11 protein-coding genes are annotated in these 11,732 nt (G+C 56.7%); 5 read left to right on the top strand and 6 right to left on the bottom strand.

Annotated elements, in window-relative coordinates; genetic code table 11:
* The 3 genes from BLT65_RS35885 to BLT65_RS35875 all read left to right on the top strand — a co-directional run.
* Positions 1 to 247 (top strand): transposase domain-containing protein (locus tag BLT65_RS35885; RefSeq protein WP_143036621.1); only part of this gene is annotated, 247 nt, incomplete at its 5' end.
* 151 nt (positions 248 to 398) lie between these two features.
* On the top strand, positions 399 to 1,244 hold the full coding sequence (locus BLT65_RS35880) for a restriction endonuclease (protein WP_091787211.1): 846 nt from the start codon (positions 399 to 401) through the stop codon (positions 1,242 to 1,244).
* 80 nt (positions 1,245 to 1,324) lie between these two features.
* Complete coding sequence (locus BLT65_RS35875) at positions 1,325 to 1,759, top strand: phospholipase D-like domain-containing protein (protein WP_143036620.1); 435 nt, start codon at positions 1,325 to 1,327, stop codon at positions 1,757 to 1,759.
* A 461-nt stretch (positions 1,760 to 2,220) separates the two neighbouring features.
* On the opposite strand, the gene BLT65_RS35865 is transcribed toward BLT65_RS35875, so the two are convergent.
* Both BLT65_RS35865 and BLT65_RS35855 read right to left on the bottom strand, forming a co-directional pair.
* A complete protein-coding gene (locus BLT65_RS35865) occupies positions 2,221 to 3,606 on the bottom strand; it encodes a hypothetical protein (RefSeq protein WP_091787258.1) in 1,386 nt (461 codons plus the stop codon).
* A 524-nt stretch (positions 3,607 to 4,130) separates the two neighbouring features.
* Positions 4,131 to 4,775 (bottom strand): SEL1-like repeat protein, encoded by a 645-nt coding sequence (locus BLT65_RS35855; protein ID WP_244186889.1) that lies wholly within the window; start codon positions 4,773 to 4,775, stop codon positions 4,131 to 4,133.
* A 311-nt stretch (positions 4,776 to 5,086) separates the two neighbouring features.
* On the opposite strand from BLT65_RS35855, the gene BLT65_RS35850 reads away from it, so the two are divergent.
* Positions 5,087 to 5,440 carry a hypothetical protein gene (locus BLT65_RS35850; protein ID WP_091787200.1) on the top strand — a complete coding sequence of 118 codons (354 nt, stop codon included), beginning with the start codon at positions 5,087 to 5,089 and terminating at the stop codon, positions 5,438 to 5,440.
* 8 nt (positions 5,441 to 5,448) lie between these two features.
* Positions 5,449 to 6,402, top strand: a complete 954-nt coding sequence (locus BLT65_RS35845) for a hypothetical protein (RefSeq protein ID WP_091787197.1) — start codon at positions 5,449 to 5,451, stop codon at positions 6,400 to 6,402.
* A gap of 1,205 nt (positions 6,403 to 7,607) precedes the next feature.
* Here BLT65_RS35845 and BLT65_RS48135 read toward each other — a convergent pair.
* From BLT65_RS48135 to BLT65_RS35815, 4 genes are all read right to left on the bottom strand, one after another.
* Complete coding sequence (locus BLT65_RS48135; protein WP_091787249.1) at positions 7,608 to 8,177, bottom strand: phosphatase PAP2 family protein; 570 nt, start codon at positions 8,175 to 8,177, stop codon at positions 7,608 to 7,610.
* Positions 8,178 to 8,578: 401 nt separating this feature from the next.
* Entirely contained in the window at positions 8,579 to 9,484 is a 906-nt protein-coding gene (galU, locus tag BLT65_RS35825) for a UTP--glucose-1-phosphate uridylyltransferase GalU (RefSeq protein ID WP_091787191.1), read from the bottom strand.
* Positions 9,485 to 9,845: 361 nt separating this feature from the next.
* Positions 9,846 to 11,087: a hypothetical protein gene (locus BLT65_RS35820; protein WP_091787188.1), complete on the bottom strand. Its 1,242-nt coding sequence runs from the start codon at positions 11,085 to 11,087 to the stop codon at positions 9,846 to 9,848.
* Positions 11,088 to 11,109: 22 nt separating this feature from the next.
* Complete coding sequence (locus tag BLT65_RS35815; protein WP_091787246.1) at positions 11,110 to 11,727, bottom strand: acyltransferase; 618 nt, start codon at positions 11,725 to 11,727, stop codon at positions 11,110 to 11,112.
* Positions 11,728 to 11,732 lie beyond the last annotated feature (5 nt).

The raw sequence follows: 11,732 nt of genomic DNA, 5'->3' as shown, positions 1-11,732 counted from the left end.
CATCGAACGCGACATCCGCCCATTCTGTACAGGCAGGGCTTCGTGGCTGTTCAGTGACACGGTTGCCGGTGCGAAGGCGAGCGCCATGATCTACAGCCTTATGCTGACCTGCAGGGCCTGCAACGTCGAACCCTACGCCTATCTCGTGCACGTACTGACCGAATTACCGAAGCGTGCATCGGACGCCGAAGTGACAGATCTCTTGCCGTTCAACTTCGCAAGGCTCACCGTCGCTCCTCGAGCTTGACCTGCCCGACACATCTACCTTCGCGCACGTTTCCAACCTCGGTGTGCTAAATCGCGCGCTTACACTTCTAGGAGGAGTCAGTGTCAGAGATATCCCGCATCGTCCAGCTTGCCCCGCAGGTTCTGCGGGATACATTACGCTAGGCCTCACGATGCCGACCGTTACTGCTCAAGGGCTGCGTGACTTGGTGGGTGAGCTCATTGCGGGATCCATAGAAATGCACCGTGGGTCTCGAGAGTATTCGAATGAGACCTATGTCAGGCCGTCTGGCGATCCTAACGACGATGAGATTGATGATTTCCTTCTGTCGAACCCGATACTGGATTTAGAGACGGTATCCCAGTTGACGAATCCCGGGTTGCTGGGGTTCAGTTTGAGCACAGCCCATGCAACGGAAGAGTGGCTTGCTGAATTCCGCGAGAACGTTGCAGCTTGGGCAAGCACGAAGGAGTGGGAAGCGGCTGATCTCGTCTCCTACCACGTACTGGCCCAATATGACGTGCCGGAGCCGGAGCGACGGATCTGGACTTCCCAAACGGCTCTTGATCTATCGCTTTTCTCGCATGCTCCCAATCACCTATTGCTGGCTGAAAAGCTGTTGCGCCAGGGCCGACTTCTTTCGGAGATGGGATGGCGCGAGTTCGAGAAGCTCATTGGCGAAATTCTGGAGTCACAGGGCTGGACTGTCACCGTTATGCGCGGTACAAAGGACGGGGGGATTGACGTCTTGTCCGAGAAACATGACGATGTCCTCGGAACGCTCAGGGCGATTTGGCAAGCAAAAAAGTACGGCCCCGGTAAAAAGGTTACCCTGAATCACTTGCGAGAACTCTCAGCCGTTGTTGAGAGGGATCGTGCCACTAAAGGCATCATTGTGACGACCAGTTCTTTTACTGGCGGAGCCATTGACTGGGTCCACAGTGACAAGTACCGCTTGGACGCTAAGGATGGCAAATTCGTGGAGAAATGGGTCCGGAGTAGGTTGTATGAGACCTAACACGTTGGTCGAGACGCGCAAGTCATCGTGCACCTCGCGGCGCGCTACCGGTATAGTTGCCCAAATTACTCATTTACCAGATGGTCACTTTAATTTCCAATCTTCACCACACGAGAAAGCGCAATCATCTTGAGGTACTTCGCACGTTGCTTGGCGAAGCCAATCGAATCGTCATTTGTTCGGGGTGGCTCAAGACCGCCGGTGTCCAATTGCTTCTACCAGAACTCGAGGCAGCAGTTGCACGAAATGTGAACGTGACTGTCTACTCCAACAAGCCACCAAGAAAAACAGAAGACGAGACTGAGGAGGGCGCGATATTGGCTTTGCAAAAGCTGGGGATCGAACACATCATCGTTGAGCGGCAGTTCTACCTTCATGCCAAGATCTGTTACGTGGAGACAGGACAACGCTTTCACCGGGTCATTGGTTCTGCCAATATCACGATCGGAGGGCTCCGTAAGAACGAAGAGCTTCCGTTTTGTTGTCCGGGTCGATCGTTGACGATCAGCATTTAGAACTCGTAGACTATCTGCGTCATCTCGACAAACGATGCCGCCGGGCTAAAAGTCGGCAACGGAAAAACATCGAGAACGATCCTCAACCTGTCTTTTAGGTTGCATTCTGCGTCACGCCAGTTTTCGTAACGTTCTGAGAGAATAGCGACGATCTTCCGCCTGACGTAATATTCAGTTCGCTTCATCCGAGTCAAGATGGAGCGGCCTGGAAATACGAACTCGCGATCATTTCACATAAGTCGCCAATAATTTGACATAAAACCCGTCGCGGGCGGAAAAGACAATGTCAGATAAACAGTGGAAGTGGTGGTGCCCGAGGCACGCGGCGGAATCGGTCGGCAACGTGATCCCGTCGTCGACTGTCGACCCGAAACGCGGCGATTATTCGCGCACCGGGTCCAAGCCACCTCGGTGCGCTTGATGTGTCGTCGCCCGAGGGGGTCTGGCACGCTACCACCGACTCACAGCAGGACCGCCTGCTGCAAAAGTTCCAGCGCCTTCAATTCGTTCAACCGACCCGTGCGTGCTTTACCTGCCAGCGTCTTGATCAATGCTTCCGCTACCGGTTCGATACCGTGAAGATTGTCCAGGCTGGTCACGGAAGCGAAGGGGAGTGCTACCGGGTTTCGCTGCGGTACGGGGGCGGGGAGCGACTCAAGGGCTGTCGGTGTGGCTGCCGGTGCCTCGCCGTTACTTTCTTCCAGTGGACGGCCGGCAAGGTTGTCGGCGAAATCATTCACATGAACTTGAGGGCCGATGTCGATCGTCTCTTGTTCTCCTGCGGCATCCGCCGAAACAGGCGGGGGGCTTTCCGATTCGCCCAGGTCGCCCGCACGTGAACGCGTCATGTTCGCCTTCGCTTTGGCGAGCTTCTTCACTGGCGCGCCATCGTCTGTTGCGATCGCAAGCGGCTCGTGTTGTTGGGCGGATACGCGACCGCGCGAAGCAGGCGTAAGCATACGCGACACCGACTCTGGAATCTCCGCGTCGGAGCGCGGCGTGTCCAGCCAGCCAGGTGGCAAACCCAGTCGCTCCGTGAACCGGTTTGCTTCGATACTGTCCATGCGCTTCTTGCCATGTAGCCGATCGGCTATGTTGAATCCACTCATCTCCATGACCACGCCAAGTCTTACTTTCGATCCATTGCGACTCGTGAGAACGTGGAGGTTAGCGCGTCGGATGTTTTCTACCTCGGCGCTGTCGCTCAATGCCAGCGGTTGCTGTTGGGGCGTTTTAGGAGACGCCTTGTCTTTCGAAGGCGAAGCTTTGAGCGGTACATGAGGTTTAGGCTGTTCGGCCGTTCCGCTTCGACTGTTCTTGACGGCTCTGGGCGACCCGCCCGCTACTTTCTTTGGCATTTGCGCTTCCTGGGACAAACTATCTTTAGGAAATGGTTGCTGATCGACGTTCAGGGCAGAAGCCGGCTTAAGTGCTTCCGCCTCTACGTCGGGTCCGTCGTCCGTTTGAACGAAGTCGAGCGGTGACTTCAGGCGTGCAATGATCTCGGCCGCGAGCGCAGGATTGGGCTGGTCAAAAAAGCCATGCGGCAAGCCAAGCGTGGTTTCCATGTGAAAGGCGGTCTCGGGCGTGAACCTCTCGCCCTTCATCAGTTCGCCCACGCGCGTCATGTTCGATTCAAGTGCTATCGCGATATTCTCTGCGCCTACCGCATCGACCAGAAACTGAAAAGATCGTGTTTTGAAAATGGAGGCAGTCTGGGCGGAGTCGCGGGGAGGCGCCTTCACATACGGTTGTCCCTGCCGGTTGGGCGGAGATTTTTTTTCGTGGCGAGGACGGCTTTGGCCGTTGTCCCGGGATCCCGCATATCGCCCGCGGGCTTGACTCATAAAGTAGGGCTCCATGCGATATTGATATTCTGAATATCCTGATTATAGAGGAGGCGAGGGTGTCATCGGATGCGTCAGTCGCTACCTATGCGTCTGCGCCGGGCGTCCAGCGCAAAAACGGCCGTCCTCATGCTGTTACTTTTCGACGTTAAGCTTTTCCCCCCGGTATTAAATCCACCGTTGTGGGTTGTGACCGAACGCCCCGGTCACCGGAAGACCTGACGATCAGCGTTTCTCTCTTTGCATCAGGAGCATCCCGTGCTGAGCGCCCACGAATTTGCAACATTGATGCTGGTCAGTGATTCCGCCGATCACATTGCCGATCGGGGAGAACTTGGTACGCTGCTTGAACAGCAGCTTGTCGCACTGGAGTGACTTGCGGGCGGGGCAGTACGCCCCCGCAACACGGAGGACGGAGGACGGAGAGTCTCTTCTCCGTCACCTTGCCTTTGTCCATTGATGAGAGAAGTCCGTCGGGTGCCTCTCAGAACCTTCCACCCGCCCGACTCGCAGTCGGTAGTGCCTCAACGCAACGCTTCCAGACGGCGTTGGCAACGTTTGTCATCTCCGCCGCGTCGATAGCTCTGGATCGCCTTTGTGCGGTCCGGGGCAACGCTCCTGTCTTCTGCACCCCACACGCCCTCCCAGAAAAGTCCGAGATTGTGTGCTGAGGCTTTGTGTCCCAGCTCAATGGCCTGCTCGTAGAGCGAGCGCGCACGGCTCACATCCGCCTGCATGCCCCGCCCAAGCCGTGCGCTGTCGGCGAGTGCGGCGGCAGCGAAGCCACGCAGACGATCCTCTGCGGTTTCATCCTTCATCACGTCTTCAAGAATCGCGTTACCTTTCTCAAAGTCCGCGTCTCCTCCTGTTGGTGTGACGAGTGATATGGCCATTGCCGTTCGCCAGGCCGGATGGCGGTTCGCGCCAATGCGCTCCAGTAACCAGCGGCCCAGATAGGGCGCATGGCTTAACGTGCTGGTGAGAAGGGCGTTTGCGATTGCGGCGAGGGACTCCGGTGACAGGAATCCAGTCTTGTTTGCCGCAATGACGTGGCGGGAGAACTTTTCGACATCCAATGTAGGGTCGGCGCGGCGCAACTGATGCCATTCGCGCTCGATTGCTCCGACCCAGCTTTCCATTTGCATGGTGAGCGATCCGATGGTGAACAATGCACCTGATTCTAGCTCACCTTTTGCCGATTGCAACCTGCGGATTGGGTGCGTCTTAAGTAGCAAACCTGTCTGCCCCAATCCTGCTCGGAATGCACCGGATCGGGAAAGGCTGCGATGCACCGATTTAAGAATGAAAGTTGTTGAAATAGATGGTTTATAAGGTATAGATACTCAGGTATTTATACCTCCAGATATGGCACAATCTAGGCAAACCGGGCGACGGAGCCTAGGCTGTACGCCGCGTGGTTTGCTTCAATCCGTCCCGCCCGAGCCCAACACGGCGTCACAGAAGGGAAGTCCGATTCACGATGGCCAATGCATTCGAACTCGTTGCGCTGGCGCTGCCCGGCGACACCGCCCCCGAGTCGCTACCCGCGATCGTCCGGCAGTTCGTCGCCGACTGCTGGCCCGGAATGAGCCGGGGGCAACTCGTGGCCCGCGCGCGGCGCCTGGCGCTACGCCCGTCAATGCGTGCCTGCCGCCCGAGCGCGCCCGGCGAAATTGGACTCTTCGCGCTCACGCTCACGGTCGGCACGCAGATCGTGTCGCTGGTCGCGCATCTGCGGCGCGCCGCGACGCGCCGCGCGACCGCGCGCCAGCGCAAGGTGGCCGCCGCGTCGCGGGCGCCCGCGCGCGATCCGCGCCAGACGTCGCTGTTCTGAACGCGCACATGGGACGCCCTCGCATCGAATGGAACGACGCGCAGCTACGCGCGATCATGGGCGCGCTCGTCGCGCTTGATCGGGATTTCCCTCTGGACAACGTGCGTTTTCTGGACGGGCTGGTCGCGGCGGTGCGCGCGATCACGGGCCGCGTCTATGGCGCGATGACCTACGGACGCCTCCTGCGCGATGTCGCGCCGCAGACGGGAGTTGCCCGGCGGCCGAGCACCCCAACCATCCAGGCGGCCGTGCTGCGGGCGCAGGCGCTTGAGCGCGGCGCGGTCGAGGCGGCAGCCGAAGTGAGAGCGCGGGTGCCGGTCTCAGCGCACGGCGCGTTGATTCCCGGTGCCGTCGGGGTACCGCTGGCCCCGGTACCGGACCGCGTAGGGAAGGGCGATGCACATCCCGTAGCTGTCGACGCCGAGGCGCTACGCGGCGCGCTCGCACCGCTGGTGCGCGAACTGCTTCGTGAAGGTATCGCCCCGGTTCATGCGCTGCCCGCCCAGCAGGCATCACCTCCTGAGGATGGCCGCGCAGAGGCGCGCCAGCTACAGTTGGCGACGGCGGCACTCGAAGACGCGCACGCGCGCCTCCGTCAACTCGAGAAGGAAATGCGCGAACTGCACAGGGAGCTTGGTGCCGCGCAGGCCGCGCGTGATCTCGCCGGCGAGCACGTCAATGCGATGCTCGCGGATCTGCGCGAGACCATCGCGGCGTCGGGCCGGGATGTGGAGTTACTCGCCCGCGCGGCCGGCCAGCTGGCCCGCACCGAAAAATTCCTCAAGGCGCAGAACGATGCCGCGCGGCTGCAGGCTTCAGCCGAAGCCGACGCGCTGCGCACGCAAAACCGGCAGCTGCGCGAACGGATTGATCTCCTTGTGCTGGATAACGACCACTACCGGCGGGCGCTGGGGAATCGCGCCAGTCAGGATGGCACTCCACCACCGAAACCACGCCGGTAGGGAAGGGGTGACCTCAATGCAACGTGCGAGGCGAGGCGGGAGTGCGTTAGGATAAATCGATTTTTCGTCAGCGGCGGCTGCCAAAGAATCGATGTCGGCTCGTAAAGGCTAGACACATTGCCTCTTAGCCGAGTTGACAGCGCCGTTTCGACAAGTCAACGGCCTACGGCAGTAGTGCCGATGCGACCATTGCTCCGAGTCCCAGCAGTATCGCAAGGATAGCGCTCCAGAGCATCCGCTTGAGCAGTGCTGCCTTCTTCGTCTCCGTTCGTCCCCGTGCCCGATGCGGTTGGAACTCGAGATGAAAATATCTGCCCCCATGTCGCGCGCTCACCCATCTGGCGGTACGAAAACTGAAAACCAGATAGCTGATGACCCACGCGAAGCAAAGCTTCGAAACGATTGCTAAAGCGGTGCTCATATATCCACGGTAAATGCCGTCCGATTTCTTAAGCCACGAGGTGCCTGGCACGGAGTTTAGGCAATCACGCATGTCAGCAAGCGACAAAGTGCGGACGATATTCGTCACGACTCTGCCGGTCCGTTACGTGAGCGATGAGACTGGCGTGCACGCGTAGCCATACCATTCGATCTATTGCTACCGACAATCATTCAACGAGTCAGGTAGACGGATTGACCAAAGACACCTGCCAAACTCATTTGTGTCGATCATTGTGGACGACGGCAACTGACGAGAAGCCAAGTACGGAAGTTCCGGCCAAGCGGTTGGTTTGCATGAACCATTACCCCCTTAACGAACATCCCATTCTCGTCGATGGGAACGCTAGACGTCGACGGCGAGCCGCACCGTCTACCTACTTATACTTAGGTGGTTACACCGCGGACATTTGAGTAGAAGGCCGCGCATCGCCCCCTTTCTGACGCTCTTGAGCAATACAAAATCGCAGTGGAAGCAGAGGTAGTCGGTGTCGTGTTCGCTAGCGATGATCGGGCCACCATGGGGCGATTTCAGCGGTTCGAGGCCAATCGGCTCTTTCCCGCTAGCGGCATCCAGTTTGAATTTCGTCATGCGAACAACCTCCACAGCGATGTTGGTCTCGTCGGTTTCCGACTGGATGGACGATCACATAGACGAAATTCCGATGTGGGAAAAAACCTTGTCGTTATCTGTCACGGAACGAGAGCTTCGGCGATTGATCGGGGAAGAGCCGTGTTGTACACCGCCGAAGCGGATGTATTTGATTTCATGCTGTGCGGGCACACAAATAGTGCGAGTGTTCATCAATCAGCCGTTGAATCGGTGCATGATGTCCATACGCCAAAGACGTAATCAGAAACAAGATCCCAGCAGCGGCGAGTGGTCGAAATAGTTTTGTCCGGCCCCGTCCGAGTGTTCCAATGAAAAGTATCCCCACCGTTGCTCCCACGGTCCAGCCGGCGAGGACTTCCGACACCGCATGGGCGTGATCGAGTACTCGCGCCATCGCCGTTAGCGCGCCGATGACAAGTCCAACTCCAGACGCCTTCCATATACACGCGCCCGCGGCCTGGAATAGAAGAGCAAGAACGACCGTCCAGACTGAGGTGGCAAGCATCGTGTGTCCGCTAATAACCCGGAAACCGATGGCAGAGATGCTGATGCCACAGCCCGCATATAGAATCTTCGTTGCTCCCACTAGCGCCGCTCCGATGCTGAGAAGGAACGCCCACCTACGGGCCAACTTAGGATCGGAGAGCCGAAGCCAGACCGCGCACGCCATCGCGAGAGGTAAGGTCAACGCGGCATCACCGACATTGCTTATTGTATTCCACAGTGAGGTTTCCAATCAGAGGCCCCGCTTAGGTATCTGGATATGTCGTCATTGTAAAGAGCGAACGAGAATTCAAACCGATTGCCTCGTTCCTTCGAGTGTGACGCAGTGGTCGCAATCCGTTGGCCTACAGATCGGTATCAGGCGTTTTCATCGATCGAGCACATGCAAAAAAAAGGCCCTTCATGACGTGTCATGAAGGGCCGAAGTCAAACCTGCGATGGACGGGGGGTCACGCAGGTCAGTGCCTCGAAGGACAGAGACATGCCAATGAGAGAAGGTCCTTCTACGACCATCTATGAGTCTAACGTAACTAAAGGTGTCACCAGATCTAGTCGACATTCACCGCCAAGGTTTTGTCGGAAATAATCAATTGAATTTAGGCATCGAAACAAACCTTAATCTTAAGAATCAATGCGATCTGTGAATGAATTTCCTAGCGTACTGACTCGGGACCTTAAATACTGGTCGAACTCTCCCGCAACCTCGGGGTGACGTAACGCGAATTCCACTGTTGCTTTCAAGTATCCTAGCTTGCTACCACAATCAAAGCGCTTTCCGTCGTACTTATACGCTAGAACCTGCTCATCATTAAGCAAACTCTGCAATGCGTCTGTGAGCTGGAGTTCTCCGCCTGTGCCTGGCTTCAATGCGTGCAAATGATCGAAGATTCTTGGTTTCAGAATATAGCGACCAACCACACCATAGTTCGACGGAGCAACGGCAGGAATGGGCTTTTCCACAATTCCGGACAATTTAAAAATATTGTCTTCCCATTGTTTTCCGTCAATTACGCCGTACGAACCAGACATCTCGCGATCGATCTCTTCGACTCCAATTACCGAGGTGTGGTAGTGGTCGAATACGCGAATCATCTGTCGCAAAACAGGTGGTTCGCCGTGCAGGAGATCGTCGGCTAACATCACCACGAAGGGACTATCGCCAACTAGCTTCTCCGCACATAACACGGCGTGGCCGAGGCCGAGCGCCTCCGCCTGTCGGACGTAAAAGCAATCTATGTGACGGGGCTTGATACTTCTAACAAGCGAGAGCAGCTTCTCCTTACCGCGTGCCTCGAGTTCGGCTTCTATCTCGTACGACTTGTCAAAGTGATCTTCGATAGCCCGCTTGCTCCGGCCAGTGACAAAAATCATTTCCGTAATGCCTGAATCGATGGCCTCTTCGACAGCGTACTGGATCAAGGGCTTGTCTACGATGGGCAGCATCTCTTTGGGGCTTGCCTTGGTCGCAGGCAGGAATCGGGTGCCGAGACCGGCAACCGGAAATACGGCCTTTGTTACTTTCAACATATGAGTCAAGCTCCGTTGACGGATGACCTTCTAGACACCACGAGATGTGAGCACATGATTGGTGAACCATCCGCTCGTTGGCCACAATCAGGCTAATCACAAATGCCCGCGGTATTGGCAAGAACAATTCCGATTACTGACAAACGGCAGTTTCGTTTGAGATACGTCGTACGAAAAAAACCCGCCGGCCCGAGGGGAGCACGGCGGGCACCAAATACTCGACGAGCTAGTTCAGAGGGCCTCCCGCGAGTGACCAGAATCGATATTACGTACTTCTTCATTCGGCCGCGCTTTCATGTCGCCTTGCGAAAATGTCTTGTCTGTCGGCGACAATATTCCTGAGATATCCATACACAACTTCTTACACGGAGGACGATGCCAAAGACATGTCGGCTTCACGTTCGACGACAATCGGTTCGTTCGTGAATGAGACGTCGATCGGCGTGGGACGATCCCTGTACGCCAGCAGCATGAACATAAAGATGGACACACCGAGTGGCTCTATCATTAGCAATCCACACCATGCGCCGAAGACGATCGGCGCTACACTTCCAAAGTCGCGCCTGACACGCTGCCACAAAACGGCGCAGTAAATTAACGCAACGGGTATGCCGTATTTGTACACCAGCCATGTCAGCGAATTCGAGATCCCGCTGTCCTCTATCTTCACATATCCGAATTCGTCGAGAGCGAGCGCGTTGTACGCGTCCATGTCTCCACTCGGCCTGCCGAGCCACAGGCTGTCCGACGCGGCGCGTAAACCCAATGTCAGATCGTTGATGCGCACGAGGATGCTCGCGTCGTCGTTGACATTGCGTCCGAACAGCACGGTGAATGCGTCCCCGATAAAGCTGGGAAGAGAAATGGCAGCAACCACGAACACGACAACGATGGTGGAAAGGAGTTTCGCGACTTTCGGCTGCCGCGAATAGATGTAGAGATAGCCCGCCAGTGGTAGAAGAATAGAGAGGGCACCCATCGATTGCGTCGTTATTGCAGCGAGCAGGAACACAATTCCGCGCCGCCTACGAAACATCAACGCGTTGTAAATATAAGCGAGCGTCAGCATGACGCCATACACGCCAGCCTCCCAGAAGAAGCCCTGATTCCGATAGTGCGTGAAGCGTTCGAGATCCGTCGCGCGAACGTAGAGCAGGCCGAACACCGTGCTGTATTCACCGTCGATGTGCCGCGCGATACCGGGTGCAACGTACGCAAGCGGATAGAGGACCAGCGTTATTAGAGCGGTGTAGTACATCACATCGACGAACAGTTCCCTGAAGTCGAGGCGAGAGCGCTTGAAATGAATGCAGGCGATCATCGCGATCAGAGCTTTGAGAATGACAAAAAACTCCTTATCGTCGACTGAAAGATCCTGCGCGTAGCTGGAAATAAAGACGAAACCCAGCAAAAGCACAAACATGCCGCTGATCGAGCGCGGAAATCGAGTGGAACCGAGAAACCCGCAAAGAAGGATGATCGATATCGCGGCAATAAGAGGTGCGTTGCCGACACGCACGACGACTATCCAGCCGCCGCTAGCCAGCAATATCGCAGTCAAAAGCAAGGCATTGGCGCCGCGGCGTCCAAAATGGATTTTCATTGGTAGCTGCTTTTAGAGCGGGTTAGCAATCAGTCTGCACAGCGGGCGATGAGTCCCTTACGCGCACCCAGTCCTTCGCGTTCGGGCTCCAGCGTCGTATGATCCTCGCGGGGGAACCCACGGCTATGCACCAATCCGGAATGTCCGATGTCACAACCGAGTTGGCACCTACGACACTGTTGCGTCCAATCTTGCAACCGATCAATGCGACGTTTTCACCGATCCAGGCACCCGCCCCAATGCGGACGGGGGCGCGTGGCGTCAATGGTTGATGCTTGATCGGCGTTTGCGTGTCCTGATAGCCGTGAGCATAGTCGGCAATGTATACGCGATCAGCAATCAGTACGTCAGCTTCGATGACGATCGATTGTGTTGCAATGATGTGACAGTGATTGCCGACATAGACGCCTGACTGGATATCGAGTGCCGGCTCACGGTTAAAGCATCGAATGGTCTCGAGCCAGGCGCCGTTGTTGATGAAAACGCCTGAACCGATCGACATGTTCTGGGATCCGCTGATCCTTAACGGACGGAGGATTCGCGCGCCTCGCCCGAAGTTGGCAAAGAATAGGGGAAACAGCGTCGCTTGCAGGCAGGTGCGGATGCGATTGCGAATCTTGAACCAGAGGCCGAGATCCATGGTCG

This window comes from Paraburkholderia steynii (assembly GCF_900100565.1).
In the GTDB taxonomy this organism is placed as follows: Bacteria; Pseudomonadota; Gammaproteobacteria; order Burkholderiales; family Burkholderiaceae; genus Paraburkholderia; species Paraburkholderia terrae.
This window is presented reverse-complemented; position numbering and strand designations above follow the sequence as displayed.

Bases quoted from the DNA above. Each gene is read 5' to 3' on its own strand.
- BLT65_RS35880 (WP_091787211.1), top strand. From the start codon at position 399: ATGCCGACCGTTACTGCTCAAGGGCTGCGTGACTTGGTGGGTGAGCTC.
- BLT65_RS35875 (WP_143036620.1), top strand. From the start codon at position 1,325: ATGGTCACTTTAATTTCCAATCTTCACCACACGAGAAAGCGCAATCAT.
- BLT65_RS35865 (WP_091787258.1), bottom strand. From the start codon at position 3,606: ATGAGTCAAGCCCGCGGGCGATATGCGGGATCCCGGGACAACGGCCAA.
- BLT65_RS35850 (WP_091787200.1), top strand. From the start codon at position 5,087: ATGGCCAATGCATTCGAACTCGTTGCGCTGGCGCTGCCCGGCGACACC.
- BLT65_RS35845 (WP_091787197.1), top strand. From the start codon at position 5,449: ATGGGACGCCCTCGCATCGAATGGAACGACGCGCAGCTACGCGCGATC.
- galU (WP_091787191.1), bottom strand. From the start codon at position 9,484: ATGTTGAAAGTAACAAAGGCCGTATTTCCGGTTGCCGGTCTCGGCACC.
- BLT65_RS35820 (WP_091787188.1), bottom strand. From the start codon at position 11,087: ATGAAAATCCATTTTGGACGCCGCGGCGCCAATGCCTTGCTTTTGACT.
- BLT65_RS35815 (WP_091787246.1), bottom strand. From the start codon at position 11,727: ATGGATCTCGGCCTCTGGTTCAAGATTCGCAATCGCATCCGCACCTGC.